This window comes from Novosphingobium sp. Leaf2, assembly GCF_001421325.1.
Classification (GTDB): Bacteria; Pseudomonadota; Alphaproteobacteria; order Sphingomonadales; family Sphingomonadaceae; genus Novosphingobium.
Genome location: NZ_LMJY01000003.1, coordinates 93,084 through 111,817, shown reverse-complemented (window position 1 = coordinate 111,817; position 18,734 = coordinate 93,084). Strand labels below are relative to the sequence as shown.

Annotated in this window: 16 protein-coding genes; 11 read left to right on the top strand and 5 right to left on the bottom strand. The window is 65.3% G+C overall.

Translation table 11 applies throughout. The features are described 5' to 3' along the window. Window positions 1-557: 557 nt before the first annotated feature. The gene (locus ASE49_RS04195) at window positions 558-1,883 is read right to left on the bottom strand and encodes a DNA-packaging protein (protein ID WP_056768866.1); all 1,326 of its coding nucleotides are present in this window, start codon (window positions 1,881-1,883) and stop codon (window positions 558-560) included. Next, on the bottom strand, window positions 1,870-2,382 hold the full coding sequence (locus ASE49_RS04190) for a hypothetical protein (protein WP_056768865.1): 513 nt from the start codon (window positions 2,380-2,382) through the stop codon (window positions 1,870-1,872). The genes ASE49_RS04195 and ASE49_RS04190 overlap by 14 nt, the downstream gene beginning before the upstream one ends. A 200-nt stretch (window positions 2,383-2,582) precedes the next feature. On the opposite strand from ASE49_RS04190, the gene ASE49_RS04185 reads away from it, so the two are divergent. The 5 genes from ASE49_RS04185 to ASE49_RS04165 all read left to right on the top strand — a co-directional run bounded on the left by ASE49_RS04185 (window position 2,583) and on the right by ASE49_RS04165 (window position 8,581). After that, window positions 2,583-3,221 (top strand): YqaA family protein, encoded by a 639-nt coding sequence (locus tag ASE49_RS04185; protein WP_056768864.1) that lies wholly within the window; start codon window positions 2,583-2,585, stop codon window positions 3,219-3,221. Between the two features lie 100 nt (window positions 3,222-3,321). Further along, the gene (locus ASE49_RS04180; RefSeq protein ID WP_056768863.1) at window positions 3,322-3,609 is read left to right on the top strand and encodes an usg protein; all 288 of its coding nucleotides are present in this window, start codon (window positions 3,322-3,324) and stop codon (window positions 3,607-3,609) included. A 105-nt stretch (window positions 3,610-3,714) separates the two neighbouring features. Further along, entirely contained in the window at window positions 3,715-6,120 is a 2,406-nt protein-coding gene (locus ASE49_RS04175) for an FtsK/SpoIIIE family DNA translocase (protein WP_056768862.1), read from the top strand. 94 nt (window positions 6,121-6,214) lie between these two features. After that, window positions 6,215-7,975 (top strand): cation:proton antiporter domain-containing protein, encoded by a 1,761-nt coding sequence (locus tag ASE49_RS04170; RefSeq protein WP_056768861.1) that lies wholly within the window; start codon window positions 6,215-6,217, stop codon window positions 7,973-7,975. A gap of 102 nt (window positions 7,976-8,077) precedes the next feature. Then, the gene (locus ASE49_RS04165; protein ID WP_056768860.1) at window positions 8,078-8,581 is read left to right on the top strand and encodes a hypothetical protein; all 504 of its coding nucleotides are present in this window, start codon (window positions 8,078-8,080) and stop codon (window positions 8,579-8,581) included. Window positions 8,582-8,645: 64 nt separating this feature from the next. Here the strand turns inward: ASE49_RS04165 and ASE49_RS04160 are convergent, their stop codons facing one another. Both ASE49_RS04160 and ASE49_RS04155 read right to left on the bottom strand, forming a co-directional pair. Further along, entirely contained in the window at window positions 8,646-9,056 is a 411-nt protein-coding gene (locus tag ASE49_RS04160; protein WP_056768859.1) for an acyl-CoA thioesterase, read from the bottom strand. Then, entirely contained in the window at window positions 9,053-11,122 is a 2,070-nt protein-coding gene (locus ASE49_RS04155) for a S9 family peptidase (RefSeq protein WP_056768858.1), read from the bottom strand. The genes ASE49_RS04160 and ASE49_RS04155 overlap by 4 nt, the downstream gene beginning before the upstream one ends. Before the next feature lie 51 nt (window positions 11,123-11,173). Between ASE49_RS04155 and ASE49_RS04150 the strand changes: the two genes are divergently transcribed. The 6 genes from ASE49_RS04150 (at window position 11,174) to ASE49_RS04125 (ending at window position 17,040) form a co-directional block, all read left to right on the top strand. Beyond that, on the top strand, window positions 11,174-12,994 hold the full coding sequence (locus ASE49_RS04150; protein WP_056768857.1) for an aminopeptidase P family protein: 1,821 nt from the start codon (window positions 11,174-11,176) through the stop codon (window positions 12,992-12,994). A gap of 1 nt (window position 12,995) precedes the next feature. Then, window positions 12,996-13,397, top strand: coding sequence for a cupin domain-containing protein (locus ASE49_RS04145; protein ID WP_056768856.1), 402 nt, complete (start codon window positions 12,996-12,998; stop codon window positions 13,395-13,397). 192 nt (window positions 13,398-13,589) lie between these two features. Continuing rightward, window positions 13,590-14,225, top strand: coding sequence for an EF-hand domain-containing protein (locus ASE49_RS04140; RefSeq protein WP_056768855.1), 636 nt, complete (start codon window positions 13,590-13,592; stop codon window positions 14,223-14,225). Between the two features lie 32 nt (window positions 14,226-14,257). Continuing rightward, entirely contained in the window at window positions 14,258-15,004 is a 747-nt protein-coding gene (locus ASE49_RS04135; protein ID WP_056768854.1) for a response regulator, read from the top strand. After that, window positions 15,004-16,434 carry a sensor histidine kinase gene (locus ASE49_RS04130; RefSeq protein WP_056768853.1) on the top strand — a complete coding sequence of 477 codons (1,431 nt, stop codon included), beginning with the start codon at window positions 15,004-15,006 and terminating at the stop codon, window positions 16,432-16,434. Before ASE49_RS04135 ends, ASE49_RS04130 begins: the two co-directional genes overlap by 1 nt. A 129-nt stretch (window positions 16,435-16,563) precedes the next feature. After that, window positions 16,564-17,040, top strand: a complete 477-nt coding sequence (locus ASE49_RS04125; RefSeq protein ID WP_056768852.1) for a hypothetical protein — start codon at window positions 16,564-16,566, stop codon at window positions 17,038-17,040. A 60-nt stretch (window positions 17,041-17,100) separates the two neighbouring features. Here the strand turns inward: ASE49_RS04125 and ASE49_RS04120 are convergent, their stop codons facing one another. Further along, the gene (locus tag ASE49_RS04120) at window positions 17,101-18,699 is read right to left on the bottom strand and encodes a helicase HerA-like domain-containing protein (protein WP_056768851.1); all 1,599 of its coding nucleotides are present in this window, start codon (window positions 18,697-18,699) and stop codon (window positions 17,101-17,103) included. Between the last annotated feature and the right edge of the window lie 35 nt (window positions 18,700-18,734).

Here is an 18,734-nt window from a genome sequence, read left to right as displayed (position 1 = left end):
GGCGCCGCGTAGCCACCAGGTTTGACCGCAACATCAAGACCTTCATGGCAACCATCGCCATCGCCGCCTTCGTCATATGGTGGCTCTAATGAGTCCGGACCCTAGCCTGATTCTCCCAGCCGAAAGGGGAGGCGAACAATGAATCGCAATATTCCGCCGTAGTTTCGAAGAAACAGGACTTAGCTGACACAATTGAAGGGCTGATTGATCACTTCCTTACCGTACCGCAAAGCTAGAAAGGCAATATTAACTGCTGAGCGGCAGGCATGTATTTGACAATCAGATGCACTTTGGTTTTGTCTTGCCATCCAACCTTCTTTTGTTTGGAGGTTCGGAATGCACGACTTGAAGTCCTATTTCCTTCCCGACATGTGGAATGATTGGCACTGGTTTGTATGTGATGCGGATTACAATTGCATCGCACACTCCATGTCTGGTCACTTTCACTTGTGGGTTGCTCAGGAAGAGGCTGAAGCCGTGATCTGCGGCTTGTTGGCCTAGTTTTACTTTAACTTTTGAACATTGGCTGGGTGATGAGGGAGGCTTTCGGGCCTCCCTCATGTAATCCGAACCCTTGGCTGCGCGGTCATGCCCAGCATCAGTTCGGTGAGGGCCCACACCAGCGCATCGGCGCGGTCCGGCGAACGACCGGGGCCCTGGTACGCGCCGCCGGCGATCAGTCCGCACAATTCGTCTTCCAGCGCAGGGAAGATGCCGGCATGATGCACCCGGCCCGCTTCATACAAGGCGGCGACCGGTTCGGCGCGGGCCACCTTGCCCCGGCTGGCGTGCACCAGCCGCAGCGGCAAGGACACTTGCGCCGCGCGCAGCACTGATCCGACCATCGCGCCGCCCTGGTTCGCCTCGGCCACCACGCGGTCGGCGCGCCAGGCGTCCGCCGTAGCCGCAACCGCGCGGGCCCAGCGTTCCGGGCCGCACCGTTCAACCGATGCGTCGGCCAGCACGTGCGCGGTGCCATCCGCCGCCAGTCCGGCGACAACGATGCCGCAGGCGTCTCCGGTGGCCGAAGCGGGCGGATCGACGGCAACGACGATGCGCGCCATCTCATGCGAGGCCTGCACCCGGCAGCGTTCCAGCAGTGCGCGGGTCCACAAGGCGCCTTCGATGTCGGCAATCAGTTCGCCGTCCAGTTCCTGCCGCCCCAGCAGCGAGCGGCCGAAGCTGCGGCGGATGTCCGCCACGAAACGGGCGGGCAGGTTGACGCGGTTGTCCTCCGTCGATCCGCGGGTGACGGCCAGATCGTTCGCGGGCTCGGCCATCAGGCGCTGCACCAGCGGCACCGCCCGCGGCGTGGTGGTGGCCAGCACGCGCGGCTGCTCACCAAGGCGCAGGCCCAGCAGTAGGTTGTCCCAGGCGCGGGTGGCGCGCGCCGAAGCATTGTCCCACTTGGCCACCTCGTCGCACCAGGCATGGCTGTGCTGGGGGCCGCGCAGGGCTTCGGGCTCCTGCGCCGAATAGAGCACCGCCTGCGCCCCATTGGGCCATACCAGCCGGCGTAGCGAGGGTTCGAAGTGCGGGCGATGGCGCTGCGGGCACACCGCCAGCAGGCCGCTTTCGCCCTCCACCATCACCGCGCGCACTTCGGGCATCGTTGCACCCACCAGCGCGATGCGCACCGCCGGATCGGCATCGGCCAGCGCGCGCACCCATTCTGCCCCGGCGCGGGTCTTGCCGAACCCGCGCCCGGCCATCACCAGCCACGTGCGCCAGTCTCCCGGCGGGGGCAGCTGTTCGGGCCGGGCCCAGATTTTCCAGTGGGTGAGCAGTTCGTCCTGCTCCTTGTCATTGAATTTGAGCAGTTCGGCGCGGCGTTCTGCAAGAGGCAGGGCTTCGAGCGTTGCGAGATGCTCACTGACCTGCATCGACGATCGCTTCACTGGCCGGAATGGGGCTGGCTGGAACCGCGGCGGCGGCGAGGCGGCGCTGCTTGATCTTCTCGATCTTGGCGTTGATCGCATCGACGATCGCCTCGGAGTTGCGGTTTTCGGTGACCGCACGCTGGCGCGCGGCGGTTTCGCGGTGGGCGACCAGCAGGCGCAGCGCGGTGGCGTTGTCGAATACGCGGGTGCCGCGCTTGGCGCCGGGGGCCGGCTTTACCTCACCTTCGCGCAGGCGATGGAGCAGGTTCATTTCCAGCAGATCATAGCCTTCGCACAAGGCCTCCTGCCACTCGCGGTAGAAGACCGGGTCCGCACGGCGCGCTTCGTATGCGCGGGCGGTGCTTACGGCCGCCTTGCGTGCGGAGGCGGCGACGTTGGAGGTGGCCGCAAGTTCGGCCAGGAACGTGCGACGCCATTTCCTTTTGGGCGTATCTTTGCGGAGCGCAGGTGTGCGCCGGCGCGAAGGAGCAATGTCCGCCATCGTGCTGTTCCGTTTCGTGAAAAGAGGAGCGTGGAACCGGCGGTGTCGAAGTGATCCGCTGCCCTCACTGTTTCTGTCGTTTACCGAAACGGATCGTCAATGTCAAGATAAAAGTACCAAAATGGTTATACGCTTCGTTCTTGCCGCAATGCGGCGCGCCTCGTAATCAGGGCACCGGATTTACCGGGGGACTGACCGCAATGCTGCGCCGCTTATACGACTGGACCATGGCCAAGGCGGCGCACCGCCATGCGCAGTGGTGGCTGGCCGCTTTCGCGTTCATGGAGGCCAGCTTCTTCCCGGTGCCACCGCACCCGCTGCTGGGCCTGATGTGTCTGGCCGAGCCGAAAAAGGCGATCCGCTTCGCCGCCATCGCCACGCTGGCGTCGGTCACGGGCGGGCTGCTGGGCTATGCGATCGGCCACTTCGCTTACGCCGCGTTCGGTGAAGCGATGCTGCGGATGCTTGGCTTGTCGCAAAGTTTCCCCAAGGCCGCGTGCTACTTGCGCGATTACGGCGCGGAAATCATCATGATCAAGGGCGCAACGCCCATCCCGTTCAAGCTGCTGACGATCACCGCCGGCTTCATCGGCATGAACTTGTGGGTGTTCCTGGGGGCCTCGATCGTGTCGCGCGCGATCAGCTTCATGATCGTGGGTGTGCTGTTCCGCCTGTTCGGCGCGCCGATCAAGGCGGTGATCGACAAGCATCTGGGCAAAGTGACCGCCGCGTTCGTGGTGCTGGTCGTCGCCGGTTTCCTGGCGATCACCCTGCTGGGCGGCGGTGGCAAGCAGACCAGCGAAAAATGCGCCTCCGCCGTTGCCACGAAGCCGGCCTGACGGGCTGATTTCCCCATGCGCGCAGTATCTTGACTGGCGTAATCGTTGTGTCATTCTTCTCGTGCTGCACCGCACAAGGGGCGGTGCGGGAAGGAGGACCATGCCATCCCGACCGGATACTGTGTCAGCGGATTTCCGCGCCCAACTCGCAGGCTATGGCCTGTCGACAATCCAGATTCACTATTTTCTGCCAGATCATCGCAGCCTGCTGCAGATGTTCGCCTTCCAGCAGTATGACGTGGCCCCGCGTTTTCCGGCCCTGCGCGATTTCCTGGACTACTGGACGCGCGAGATCGAAGGCCCGCTCCATTCGGTGCGGGTGGCGCACAACCACCTGATCGGCCCGCAGGAATGGCGCGCGGTGGACGGGATCATCTCAATTCATTGAGCGTCCCCGCGCGGCCTCCACAGCCGCGTTCCCGCTCCATTCTTGACGCGCAGTCCCCCCGCGCCGCATAAACGCGCCCGAACCCCAGGGGAATGTGCAAAGACCATGGCTACCCGCCCCATCGCGCCCGGTCGGCGAATCGCCAAGCCGGACTGGCGCGCCGTACTGAAGCGCTCGCTGCGCCGTGCCGGAGAACTGGCCGGCGCGCTGGCGCTGTTCGCGGCCATGGTGTTCCTGGCGCTGGCGCTGGCCAGCTATCACCAGACCGATCCGTCCACCTCCACGGCGGCGGGCGGTGACGTGCAGAACTGGATGGGGCCGACCGGCGCGTGGACCGCCGAGCGCGCGTTGTTCCTGTTCGGCCCGGTCTCTGCCCTGCTGGTGCCGATGCTGTACGTGTTCGGCCGCAAGCTGTGGCTGCTGGTGGAAGAGGACGACAGCGACGTGGAGCATACCCACCAGCGCTGGTGGGCGCCGTTCGGCACGCTGGCGCTGGCGATGCTGCTGATCGCCACCGTGCTGTCGCTGTGGTTCACCCAGCCCGGTGGCAGCCTGCCGGCATCGATGGGCGGGATTTCCGGGCTGCTGGGCGCAAAGGGCGTCACTGCGCTGGCAGGGCTCGCCCCTCAGGCCCTGCAGAACTGGGTCGTGCTGGCGCTGGCGCTGGTGTGCCTTGGCGGCGGCGTAGTGCTGGCAGGCCGCGTCTTTGCGCTGGACTGGGCGCGCCTGCTTACGCTGCCGGGCCGCATCGGGCGTCTGCCGATCGGATTGCCGGCGCCTGAGGCGCTGCCGTTCAAGCCCGGCAAGGAGAAGGAACCGCGCGCCAAGGCGCACAAGGCCGATAAAGCAGAACGCGCCGAAGCGCCCTTGCGGATCGCGGAAATGCCCCTGGCCAGCGCTGCCCCGGCGCGCAAGGCGCCCGAGATCAGCGATCCCAGCGCTGCGCCAACGCCCGCGCAGTTCGGCACCGCCAGCCGCCAGAAGGACATGTTCGACAAGTACGAACTGCCCGGACTGGAATTGCTGGCCGACCCGCAGCCCAATTCGCAGCCCAAGGTCGACAAGCTGAGCCTTGAGCGCAATGCGCGCCTGCTTGAAACCGTGCTCGACGATTTTAACGTCAAGGGCGAGATCACCGCCGTGCGTACCGGCCCGGTCGTCACCATGTACGAACTGGAACCCGCGCCCGGCATCAAGGCCAGCCGCGTGATCGGCCTGGCGGACGACATCGCCCGTAACATGTCCGCCATTTCCGCGCGCGTGTCCTCCATCCCCGGGCGCACCGTGATGGGCATCGAACTGCCCAACGCGGACCGGCAGATGGTGTCGTTCAAGGAAATGGTCGCGTCCGAAGCCTTCGCGCACCACAAGGGCATGCTGCCGATCATCCTGGGCAAGGACATCGCCGGTGAGCCGGTGGTCGCCGATCTTGCCACGATGCCGCACTTGCTGGTGGCGGGCACCACCGGGTCGGGCAAATCGGTGGGCTTGAACGCGATCCTGCTCTCGCTGTTGTATCGGCTGACGCCCGCCCAGTGCCGCCTGATCCTCGTCGATCCCAAGGTGCTCGAACTCAAAAGCTACGACGACATTCCGCACCTGCTCTCGCCGGTGGTGACCGAGCCGCCCAAGGCGATCCGCGCGCTGAAATGGGCGGTCGAGGAAATGGAGCGCCGCTATCGCCAGATGAGCGAGATTTCGGTGCGCAATCTCGCCAGCTTCAATGAAAAGGTGCGCACCGCCGCCGCCAAGGGCAAGCCGCTGGGCCGCCGCATCCAGATCGGCTTCGATCCCGACACCGGCGAGGAATTGTACGAGGACCGCCAGCTCGATTACCAGACGCTGCCGCAGATCGTGCTCATCGTCGACGAACTGGCCGACCTCATGGTTACCGTGGGCAAGGAGATCGAGGTGCTGATCCAGCGCCTGTCTCAGAAAAGTCGCGCAGCCGGCATCCACCTCATCATGGCCACCCAGCGCCCGTCGGTGGACGTGATCACCGGCGTCATCAAGGCCAACCTGCCCACCCGCGTCTCGTTCGCCGTCACCAGCCGGATCGACAGCCGCACGATCCTGGGCGAGCAGGGGGCAGAGCAATTGCTTGGCAAGGGTGACATGCTCTACAAGCCTAGTTCCGACCCCATCAAGCGCGTCCACGGCCCCTTCGTGTCCGACGAGGAGGTGGAGCGCGTGGCGACCTACTGGCGCACGCAAGGCAAGCCCGACTACATCGACGCCGTGACCGAGGAGCCCGAGGAAGGCAGCTTCGGCTTCGACGACCTCGACGCCACCGCATCCGATGCGCCCGAAGAACGCAAGTACCGGCAGGTCTGCCATCTGGTGTTCGAGAACCAGAAGGTCTCGGTCTCGTGGCTGCAGCGGCAGATGGGCGTCGGCTACAATACCGCCGCCAAGTGGGTGGAGCGCATGGAGAACGATGGCTTCGTGGGCCCTGCCAACCACGTTGGTCGGCGCGATATCTACCGGGATGAAAACGGCAATCCGTTGTGATGAAGGACTTTTGAACCGGGTGTTCCGTTTGCGCTTGCCCGGCCCTAAGAGGCACCCGGCCAACCGCGCCACCCTGCCGACCTGAAAGGCCGTAATGCAAGAACATGCCCAGGAATTCCTGCTGCGGGACGGTTCCCTCCTGCTGGGGACCGCGCTTATTTTCGTGCTGGTGTTCCGCCGGCTGGGGCTGGGTGCCACCTTGGGGTTCCTGCTGACGGGCGCGGTGCTGGGCCCTTATGTGCTGGGCCTGATTGGCGGCGCGGAAAGCAAGATGGGCGTGGCCGAACTGGGCATCACGCTACTGCTGTTCATCGTCGGCCTGGAGCTTGCCCCCACCCGGCTGTGGCGGATGCGGCACGAGATTTTCGGGTTGGGCTTCCTGCAAGTCGCGCTGTGCGGACTGGCGGTGACGGGGATCATCCACTTTATCGCCGGGTTCAGCCTGGCCGCCTCGCTGGCACTGGGCCTGCCGCTGGGCCTGTCGTCCACCGCGCAGGTGCTGCCGATGCTGCAAAGCGCAGGCCGCCTGCACACGCCTTTCGGGGAGCGGTCTTTCGCGATCCTGCTGTTCCAGGACCTGTCGATCATCCCGCTGATCACGATCATCGCAGCGATGAACCGCAACCCGGCGCTGCCGTCAGGACCCCCGGGCTGGATGCTGGGGCTGGAGACGGTGGCCGCGATCGCCGGGCTGATCCTGGCGGGGCGCTTCGTGATCCGCCCGCTGTTCCGCCTGATCGGCAATCTGGGCGAGCGCGAGATGTTCGTGTTCGCCGCCCTGTTCACGGTGATCGCATCGGCGGCGCTGATGCAGGCGCTGGGCCTGTCCACCGCGCTGGGCGCGTTCATCGCCGGGGTGATGCTGGCCGATTCGCCCTACCGGCATGAACTGGAAGCGGACGTCGAGCCGTTCCGCTCGATTCTGCTGGGCCTGTTCTTCATGTCGGTGGGCATGATGCTGGACTTGTCCGCCATCGCCGAGCGCCCGCTGTTCGTGATCTCGATGGCGCTGGCGCTGATCGCGGTGAAGTCGGGCGTGATCTTTACCCTTGGCCTGCTGTTCCGCATGGAATGGCGCAGCGCGCTGGCGCTGGGCCTTCTGCTGAGCCAGGGCGGCGAATTCGGCTTCGTGCTGTTCGCGCAGGCCAGCAATGCGATGCTGATCGGATCGGAAGCCGCCAGCCTGTTCGGCGCGATCGTCACCCTCTCGATGGTCACAACGCCGTTCCTGATGATGGCCACCAGCCGCATTCGCGAACGCCCCGTGTCCAAGCAGGAGCGCGATGGCCCGCAGGACGATGGCGCCAACGCGCTGATCGTGGGGTATGGCCGCTTCGGGCAGACGGTGGCGCAGATGCTCATCGCCGCCGAGATCGAAGTGACGCTGATCGATACCGACATCGAGATGATCGACGTGGCGGAAGGGTTCGGTGCCAAAGTCTATTTCGGCGATGGCACCCGCATCGACCTGCTGCGCCAGGCGGGCGCGGCGGAAGCGGAACTGATCGTGTTCTGCATCGATGGCGACCAGTTGACCGAGGCGTTCATCCACGCCGTGCACACCGCGTTTCCCAACGCCCAGATCCACGCCCGCGTATTCGACCGGCGCGCCCTGCTGCGCCTGAAGGACGCGCCGCTCACCTCGATGTCGCGCGAGGTGCTGGAATCGGCAGTGGTGCTGGCCCGCCGCGCGCTGCGCGGGCTGGACGTCGGGCTGGAAACCATCGCCAAGGCCGAAGAAACCTACCGCGCGCGCGATAAGGAACGCCTCTCCGCGCAATACGCCTCCGGCGACCTGAAATCCGCCCGCGACCGGATTTTGACCCAACCCAGCCGCGAACGACGAGAGACTTAGAAGGCGCAGGGTTGGGTGGCAGTTTTTGGCTGCCGTTTGGGCGTAACGGGAATTTCGGGTTTCGCCCCCTAGCGGACATGGGGACACGTGGTAGTTATAACCATGCACGCTCGCTTTTTTATGGTAGCCGCCGCTGCGGTATTCGCGACAACCGCTACCGCGCAGACGGTCGGCAACCCGGCTGACAACTCAGAGGACGTGATACTCGGGGCGTGGTCTGATCCGGCGAAATGCAATCGCGCGAATGCCATCCATCTCACGTTCGACGACGTGCTGCGGCGAGGTGAAGGGCTGAACGGCACCTGTGTGGCGTTCCAAGGTTTCTGGGCAGGCCGCGCCCTCTTTAAGCGTGCGAGCCAAGGCAACGCTGATGGATCAAACTCTGATAGGTCACTCCGTGGTCATCGCATTGGCATCTACGCCCGCGAGGAGGTTCTTGAGCATGCTCCTCAACGTGCTGCGCGCTACACGATGGTTGGCATCATCGGACAATGTGAAACTGAGTGGCCGCGTGCGATGATGGTGCTCGGTTACTGCCACTACCCGGGCGGGCCGATCTTGAAGATCGCGGAAGTCATTGCGTCCTCAGCGGCCAACGGCAGCTAACCACCCAAAATAAGCCGTTAATAATCCGTTCCGACGAGACTTGGCCATCCCCGCCCACGGAGTTTCAGGCAGGTCCGACCTCACCCCCTACAAACGGCGCCGCCACCTCCGGCGGCACCCGCATGAGCCGGCCTGAGGCGATGTCGATCATGGCCCAGGTCGTGCGGGCGGAGACGATGACTTTGCCCGCATCATTGCGGAAATCCACGCGGCGGTCGAAGCGGGCACCGTTGGGGCCTTCGGGGATGAACGTCTCGCCCGTCACGCTCTCGCCTTCGCGGATGTTGCCGCGATAGTCGATCTCGTGGCGGGTGACGAGCCAGGCGTAGCGGGCCTGATGGTCTGGCGGCGCCACCGCTTCCCAGTGCGCGCCGGCCAGCGCTTCCATCCATTGTAGCCACACGGCGTTGTTGACGTGGCCCATCACGTCGATGTGCTGCGACGACGCGGTGAAGGTTAGCGTAAAGCGGTTCATTCCTCCACGCCGAGTTGCCACAGGATAAAGGCGAACTCCTCCGCCGTTTCCTTCAGGCTTTCGAACCGGCCGGACTTGCCGCCGTGGCCAGCGCCCATGTTGGTCTTGAGGATCAGTTCGTTGTCGTCCGTCTTGACCGCGCGCAGGCGGGCCACCCACTTGGCAGGCTCCCAATACGTCACGCGCGGATCGTTGAGGCCGGCGGTGACCATCAGCGGCGGATAGGCCTGCGCCTTCACCTGATCGTACGGGCTGTAGCTGGCGATCAGGTCGAACGCGGCCTTGTCCTCGATCGGGTTGCCCCATTCCGGCCACTCACCGGGGGTCAGCGGCAGGGTATCGTCGAGCATGGTGTTCAGCACGTCCACGAAGGGCACGTGCGCCACCACCGCGCCGAACAGGTGAGGATCGGAATTGATCACCGCGCCCATCAGTTCGCCGCCCGCCGACCCGCCCGAAATGCTGATCTTGCCCTCGGTGGTGAAGCCGCGTTCGATCAGGCCGCGCGCCACGTCCACGAAATCGTTGAAGGTGTTGGTCCGCCGCTCCAGCTTGCCGGCCTTGTACCACGCGCGGCCCATGTCGTCCCCGCCCCGGATATGGGCGATGGCATAGGCGAAACCGCGATCCACCAGGCTGAGCCGGGTGGTGGAAAAACCGGGGTCGATGCTGATGCCGTATGCGCCGTAGCCATACAGGTGCAGCGGCCCCGCGCCGGTGCGGTCCTTGCGGTAGACGATCGACACTGGAATGGCGGTGCCATCGCGCGCGGTGATTTCCAGCCGCTCGGTGGCGTAGAGTGCGGCATCGTAGCCCGAAGGGATTTCCTGCACCTTGAGGGTTTCGAGCGTACGGGCCGCCACGTCGTAATCCAGTACCGAGGCGGGTGCGACCATCGATTCGTAGCTGAGGCGCAGCGTCGTGACGTGCCATTCCGGGTTGTTGGACAGCCCGGCGGAATAGCTCGCTTCGGGGAAGGTGATCGCCTCTACCCGCGCCGGATCGTCGTAATAGCGCACTTCGATCTGGTCGAGCCCGGCGCGGCGGCCTTCGATGACGTAGAAGTCGCGGAACAGGTCCGCGCCCAGCAGGTAAAACTCGTCAGACCCGTCGATCAGCGTCGTCCACTCGCCCGGACTGTCGAGCGGGGCGGTGGCGAGGCGGAAATTCTCGTGCGTGTCGTTGGTGTGGATGTACAGCACGTCCTCACGCTCATCCACGTCGTATTCCACGCCCTTGCGGCGCGCTTTCACCAGAATCTGCTCACCCAGCGGATCGTCCGCGCGGACCATCCGGGTTTCGCTGGTTTCATGGTCGCTGGTGCCGATCAGCAGCCACTTTTCGTTGGCGGAAAGCGAGGAACCGACGCGAAAACCCTCGTCATCCTCGTGATACAGTTCCACGTCCTGGTCGATCGGCTGGCCCAGCCAGTGCAGGCGGGCGTTATCGGTGCGCCACTGCTCGTTGGCGAGCGAGTAGACCAGCGCCTTGTCGTTGGCGACCCAGACCAAGCCGGACAGAGTGCCGGGGATTTCGTCCGCCAGCAGTTCGCCGGTTTCCAGGTTCTTGATGCGCGCGGTGAAGCGTTCCGATCCGTTATCGTCGATCGCATAGGCCAGCAGCTTGCCATTGGCGCTAGTGGAGATTGCGCCAAGGCGGAAGTAGTCCTTGCCCTGCGCCAGCGCGACTTCATCGAGGATCAGCTCGTCCGGGCCGCCGGCCACCGGGCGGCGCCACCACTTTTTATATTCGGCACCATCCTCGAATTCGATCCAGTACAGCCAGTCGCCGTCCTTCTGCGGCACCGAGGTGTCGGCTTCCTTGATGCGCGCGCGCATTTCGGTGAACAGCGAATCGATCCGTCCTTTGTGCGGGGCCATGCGCGCTTCAAACCAGGCGTTTTCCGCTTCCAGATGGGCGAGCACGGCCTTGTCGGTGACTTCGGGATAGCCGGCATCGCGTAGCCAGGCGTACTCATCGGTAACGGTGGTGCCATGAAAGGTGAAGGAATGCGGCTTCTTCGCCGCCTGCGGGGGACCGATCAGGGTCTGGGTGGAATCTGCCATCGCTACCATCTATGATCGCGTCCTCACCCCCGCAAGCCGGATACCTGTCCCATGCTGATGAATACGCACGAAGCCCGCCTCGACGCCCTTCGCAAGGAGCTGAAAAATCGGGGGCTCGACGGGTTCGTGATCCCGATCTCGGATGAGCATATGAGCGAATACGTGGGCGCGTATGCCCAGCGCCTTGCGTGGCTGACCGGCTTTGGTGGCTCGGCCGGCACCGCCGTGGTGCTGACGGACGCCACCGCGCAGCCCGCCGCCGCGATGCTGGTGGATGGGCGCTATACCCTGCAAGTACGCGAGCAGGTGGACGGGCGGCTCTATGCCTTCGAAAACGTGCCGGCGACCAGCGTCGCCGCCTGGCTGGCGGACCATGCGCCGCAGGGTGCGCGCGTCGGGTACGACGCCTGGCTGCACGGATCGGGCTGGGCGCGCGCCGTGGCGAAGGCGCTGGAGGGCAAGGGCGGAGCACTGGTCGCGGTGGATGACAACCCGGTGGACGCGGTGTGGGAAGACCGGCCCGCGCCGTCTTCCGCGCCCGCGCTGGTCCACCCCGATAGCTACACCGGCGAGCCGAGCGAAGCGAAGCGGGCGGCGGTTTCCGAATGGCTGAGCGCCAACGGGCTGGACGCCACCGTGATCACCGCACTCGATTCGATCGCCTGGCTGCTCAACATTCGCGGCGCGGATGTGGAGCGCACGCCGGTCGCGCTGTCCTACGTCATCGCCCGCGCGGACGGCACCGCCGACCTGTTCATCGCGCCGGAAAAAGTGACCAATGAAGTGCGCCGCCATCTGGGCAATGCCGTCACCATCCGCGATCGTTCGGCTTTCGTGGCGGGCCTGCATGAACTGGCGGGCAAGCGGGTGGCGATCGATCCCGAACGCGCCGTCAGCGCCATCTTCGAGGAACTGCGCAAGGCCGGGGCGACGCTGGTAGAGCACCGCGATCCCACCGTGCTGCCCAAGGCGATGAAGAACCCGGTGGAGCAGGCTGGGCACCGGTCCGCGCAGGCGCGCGACGGCGTGGCGGTCTCGCGCTTCCTGCACTGGCTTTCGCTGGAGGCGCCCAAGGGCGGCGTGACCGAACTGTCCTCCGCCGCACAATTGCACGACATCCGCCGCGAAGACCCCTTGCTGCGAGATCTTTCTTTCGACACGATTTCCGGCGCCGGCCCGAACGGGGCCAGCCCGCATTACCGGGTGTCTGAGGAAAGCAACCGCACGCTGGAGGCCAATTCGGTCTACCTCGTCGATTCGGGCGGGCAGTACCTGGATGGCACCACTGACATCACCCGCACCGTGTGGGTCGGCCCCGGCGATCCGGGCGCAGAAGTGAAGGACCGCTTCACGCGCGTGCTCAAGGGTCATATTGCCCTGGCCCTGGCGGTGTTCCCCAAGGGCACGACCGGCAGTCAGCTCGACGCGCTGGCGCGCTATGCCTTGTGGCAGGCGGGGCTGGATTACGCGCACGGCACCGGGCATGGCGTGGGCAGCTTCCTGGCGGTGCACGAAGGGCCGCAGCGCATCGCCAAGTCCGCCGGGGGGCAGCCGGGCACCGACCAGCCGCTGATGCCGGGCATGTTCCTGTCCAACGAGCCGGGATACTACAAGGCGGGCGAATACGGCATCCGCATCGAAAACCTCATCCTCGTCGAACCGCGCGCGATCCCCGGCGCGGACGGCGAATACTACGGCTTCGAAACGCTGACATATGTGCCGATCGAGCGGCGGCTGGTTGACCAGTCCCTGCTGACGCGTGCCGAGCTGGACTGGTGGAACGCCTACCATGCGCGTGTGCGCGAAATCGTCGGCCCGCAACTGGAGGGCGCGGAAAAAGCCTGGCTCGACGAACAGTGCGAGGCGCTGTGACATGAGCAGCCAGACCCACGACCTTCGCACCCATCCGCTGCACCTGGGACTGGGCGCAAAGGCCGTGGCGCAGCCCGCGTTCACCGGCATGGAATGGTACGCGGCCTATACGCAGCGCACGGCGCAGGATGGCACCGAAGGCCGCCTTGTCAGCCTGTATGACTTCTCGGACAGCTGGGACAGCTGGGAAATGCACCCCGCCGGTGACGAAGTGGTGCTGTGCCTGGCCGGCGAGATGACCGTGATCCAGGAATATCCCGATGGGCGGCTTCATTCCGAAATGCTGGCGGCTGGCCAATACATCATCAATCCGCCCGGCGTTTGGCATACCGCCGATGTCGCGCAAAACGCCACGGCGCTGTTCATCACGGCAGGCGCCGGCACCCAGCATCGTCCGCGCTGAACGCCGCGTCCTCACTGTCGCCGCGATGAACCGGCGCTGCCCGCTGTGACAATTGACGACAATAAACCGATACGGCGGCACAACTGCGCGACAAGCTGTCTTTAAGAACGGCAGTCAGAGAGCTTCGGTGCGATGCCCCTCCTTCCTTGTCGCGCCGGGGCTCTCATCCATTTGCATGCGGGACAGGTATCGATGAACAGGTTCAGGAAATTGACGCTCGGTCTTTCGATGGCAGCACTGGCTGCCGGCGGTGTAGCGGTGGCGCAGGCGCCCGCCCCGGAGCGCGGGGACTGGGAAGCGCGGCGCGATGCGCCGATGACCCGCGCGCAAGCGCAGGCCAAGGCAGAGCGCATGTTCGACCGGCTGGATGTGAACCACGACGGCACGCTGGATGAAGCGGATCGGCAGATGCTCCGGCAGCAGATGCGCGAAAAGATTTTCGATCGGCTGGACACCAACCACGACGGCACAATCTCCAAGGCTGAATTCATGGCGGACAAGGGGCCCGAAGGTCACGGGCCGGGTATGCGCGGACCCGATGGCGGGCCTGACGGCGATGGCCCGCCGCCCCCACCGCCCGGCGGACCGGATGCCGAAGGCGGCAAGCATCATGGCATGCACGGGCCGCGCGGTTTCGGGCCTGGCATGAAGATGATGAAGGATGGCCCGATCACCCGCGCCGCGTTCGTCGCCGAGGCGCTCAAGCGTTTCGACGCCGAGGATACCAACCACGATGGCACGGTGACCAAGGAAGAGCGCCAGGCCGCTCATGCGCGCCATCGGGCCGAGTGGCAGGCCAACAAGGCTGACAACCGGCCTGCAAACTGACAGGAAGGCGCGGTGACGCCATGGATGTAGAGATGAACGACACCGCGCCTGCCAGGATTCTGCCGCCGACCCTGCTGCTCGTCGATGACGAGGCTTCCCTTCGCGAACCCCTGGGCGAATACCTTTCGCGCCAGGGGTTTGGCGTTGTGCAGTGCTCCAGCGCCGCAGAGGCGCGCAGCCGGCTGCGAGACGATCGCTTCGATCTGGTCCTGCTGGATATCATGATGCCGGGCGAGGACGGGCTGTCGCTCTGCCGCCATCTGGTGGAAGCGCAGGACGTGCCGGTGATCTTCCTCACCGCGCGCGGCGAGGCGACGGACCGTATCGTCGGCCTCGAAATCGGTGCGGACGATTACGTGGTCAAGCCGTTCGAACCGCGCGAGTTGGTGGCGCGCATCCGCAGCGTGTTGCGCCGCGCCACCCGCTTGCCCGCGTCCTCGCCCGAGAACGAGGCATTCGAGTTCGAAGGCTGGTGCCTCGATCCGCTCAAGCGCCGACTGATCGACCCGGAAGGCGCGGTGGTAGCGATTTCCTCGGTCGAATTCCGGCTGCTGATGGCGTTCCTCGAACATCCCCGGCAAGTGCTGAACCGCGATCGCCTGCTGGACATGGTGCAGGGCCGCGAAGCCCATTTGTTCGACCGGGCGGTGGACAATCAGGTCAGCCGCCTGCGGCGCAAGGTGGAGGTGGACAGCCGCAATCCCCAGATCATCCAGACCGTGTGGGGCGGCGGCTACATGCTCGCCGCTGACGTGCGCCGCGTGGCGCTGGAGGATTGATGCGCATACCCCAGCCCCGCAGCCTGATGGGGCACATGCTGCTGGCCGTGGCCGCCGCGCTGCTGCTGGTGCAGGGGATCGGCGCGATGCTGATCTACCGGGCCCAGCGCGAAGGGTATGAAGTGGGCATGGCGAATGCCGCCGCGTTCAAGCTCATCGGCGAAACGCGGGGCCGGGGCGCGCTGGGCCGCATGATCCGCGGGGTAGAACGCGATCGCCCCCAGTTCCTGGGGCCGCCGCCGCGCGGCTTTCCGCTGGAATATGCCGATGGCTCGCCCGCCGCGCCCAACGAAACGCGCGACTCGATCGCCGAGGCGCGGCTTCAGCGCACGCTGGCGGAGCAGGATTTCCCGGCGGCCCGGATCGTCGTGGTGCGCCGGGTGCTCGATTCTGACGGGTATGCGCGCGCCAACGTGCAGAAGCGGCTGGCAAGTGGGCGGATCGACCGTACCGAATACGCGCAAGTCATGAAGGACCATCTGCTCGTCGCCGGGGTGCAGCAGCGCGATGGCGGCAAATGGATGATTGCCCGCGTGCGCGCGCCGCGTGCCGCCGGACGCTTGCTGGAGCCGCTGATCGCGCAGACGCTGGCGATCTATCTGGTGCTGATGGCCGTTGTGGCGCTGATCCTGCGGCGCATCACCCGGCCGCTGGCGGCGCTGACCCGCCGGGTGGAACAGTTCGCGGTGGCGCCCGGATCGGTAGGGCAGTTGGAACCCAGCGGCCCGGACGACATGCAGCGCCTGATCGTGGCGCACAACGCCATGGAAGCGCGCATCGTCGCCATGCTGCATGAAAAGGACGTGATGCTGGGCGCGATCGGCCACGATCTCAAAACGCCGCTCTCGGCCTTGCGCGTGCGCATCGAATCGGTGGAAGACGAAGGCGAACGCGGCCGCATGGCCCGCACCATCGAGGATATCGTGCGCACGTTGGACGATATTCTCTCGCTCGCCCGCGTGGGCCGGCCCAGTGACCCGCGTGAGCGCACCGAACTATCCGCGCTCGTCTCCTCCATCGTCGAGGAATACGAAGACATGGGCGAGCCGGTCGAACTGGGTGACATGCAGCGGCTGGTGCTGGAACTGCGTCCCACGTGGATGCGCCGCGCGCTGCGCAACCTGATCGACAACGCGCTGCGCTATGGTGATGTGGCCCGCGTTTCGCTGCAACGCGACGGAAACCGCGCCCTCATCGTGATCGAGGACGACGGCCCCGGCATACCCGATGCGGACATCGAAGCTATGATGAACCCGTTCACCCGCGGCGATCCATCGCGCAATTCCAAGACCGGCGGATCGGGCCTGGGCCTGGCCCTGGCCCGCGCCATCGCCGACCAGCACGGCGGCGCGCTGATCCTGACCAACCGCCGCTCGGCGAGCGGCGCGGTGGAGGGTCTGACGGCGGTGCTGGAGATACCGGTGGGATGAGGCGCTACCGTAAAACCGGCTTGGAAAATCTGCCGCGCATGTAGGACATGATGAGCGAGTTTGGGCGCTGCTGACAGCGTCTGCGATTGATGTTTAGCTGCAATTCGCCGTCCGTGATACGCTAGCTTGATGACCGAGCGTTACGAGCCCGCCTCTGACTTTTTGAGGGCAATAATTGCCGAGGAAGTGCCGCTCTCCGGCTCGCTCTTCGCTGACGCGAACATGCGACAGCTAGTCGCGATGACGCGAGACGAAGATCTTTCTAATCGTGACTGGGCGACGATGCTTCTGGCATCAGAGGAAGCCGATACGCCTGAAATCAGGGAAGCGCTGATATCAGCCGCCAACGATGATGATGATACTGTAAGAGCGGAGGCGCTGCTCGGCATCGCGCGGCGCGATTGTGGGATCGCGTTGCCGCTCGTTCTGAAGGAGTTGGCTGGCGAACGGGTGAGCATGCCCGTGTTCGAGGCCGCCGAATTAATTGCTGATCCCGTTTTGGTAAACTTGCTCCGCCCTTGGACTGAGCCGTCAGACGACGAGTGGCTCGACCAGCTTGCTCGCAACGCGCTGGCAGCTTGCGAAGAAGGCGCGCGCGATATTTAATCGACGCCCGCAATAGGGGGGAACCGCCGCCTCTACCAAAACCGAATCTTTTCCCGCCACCTACCGCATCAGCCCGCCGATAAGGTTGCGCGCGAACCGGCCCAGCCCCGGAAAGCCGACCGCGCGGCCCAGGGCGTCGCCTACGGTGCCGGCTGCGGCGCTGGCGGCGGAGGCGCGGGGGTTGGCGCGGCTTTTCTTGCCCTGGATGGTCTGCGCCAGGATCGAGCCCGCGCTGCCGGCTGCTGCGCCCGCGGCTGCCTTGGCGACGCGGCCACCCAGGCCGTCCCACAAGCCGGGGCTCTTGCGCGGCTGTTTGGCCACTTCGGCCTCGCCCTTGACCGCCACTTCCTGCGCCGTGGCCGCCGCGTCAGCAGCCTTGGCGGCCAGCACTTCCTCGGCGCTTTCGCGGTCCACGCGCGTATCGTACTTGCCGTCGAACGGGCTGACCGACTGGACAATGGCGCGCTCCTTGGCATCGATAGGGCCGAGCCGTGAGCGGGGCGGCGCGATCAGTGTGCGCTGGACCACGCCGGGTGAGCCATCGTCCGCCAGGGTGGACACCAGTGCTTCGCCCACTTTCAGTTCGGTGATCGCGGTTTCCACGTCGAGATCGGGATTGATGCGGAAGGTATCCGCCGCCGCCTTGATCGCCTTTTTATCGCGCGGGGTGAAGGCGCGCAGGGCGTGCTGTACCCGGTTGCCCAGCTGCCCGGCGATAGCCTCGGGAATGTCGATCGGGTTCTGGCTGATGAAATAGACGCCCACGCCTTTGGAGCGCACCAGCCGCACCACCTGCTCCACTTTGTCCTGCAGGGCCTTGGGCGCATCGTCGAACAACAGGTGCGCCTCGTCGAAGAAGAACACCAGCCTGGGCTTTTCGGGGTCCCCCACTTCGGGCAAAACCTCGAACAGTTCGGACAGCAGCCACAGCAGGAACGTGGCGTACAGCTTGGGGCTGCGCATCAGCTTGTCGGCCGCCAGCACGTTGATGTAGCCGCGCCCCTTTTCGTCGCACCGGATGAAGTCTGCGATTTCCAGTGCCGGCTCTCCGAAGAACTGCGCTGCGCCCTGACTGTCGAGCGAGAGCAACTGGCGCTGGATGGTGCCGACGCTGGCTTTCGTCACGTTGCCGTACTTGGCCGAAAGCTGTGAGGCGTTCTCGGCGGTGTAGGCCAGCATCGCCTGCAGGTCTTCCAGGTCCAGCAGCAGCAGCCCCTGTTCGTCCGCATAGCGGAACACGATGTTGAGCACGCCTTCCTGCGTGTCGTTCAGGTCCATCAGCCGCGCCAGAAGCAGCGGCCCCATCTCCGATATCGTGGTGCGCACCGGGTGGCCCTGTCCGCCATAGATGTCCCAGAACACCGCCGGATTATCGGCATAGGCGTAGTCGGTGATGCCGATTTCCTTGGCGCGCGCTTCGAGCACGGCGGCGTTGCGGAACTGCGGGCTGCCGGCCATCGCGATGCCGGAAAGATCGCCCTTCACGTCGGCCAGGAACACCGGCACGCCGGCGGCAGAAAACTGCTCAGCGATGGTCTGCAACGTGACCGTCTTGCCAGTGCCGGTGGCGCCAGCGATCAGGCCGTGGCGGTTCGCGCGCGCCAGTTTCAGCACCTGCCGTTCGCCGTTGCCGCCCAGTCCCAGGAAAATATCGCTCATCCGGCCGCCTCTGTGCTGTGATCTGCAACGGGTTT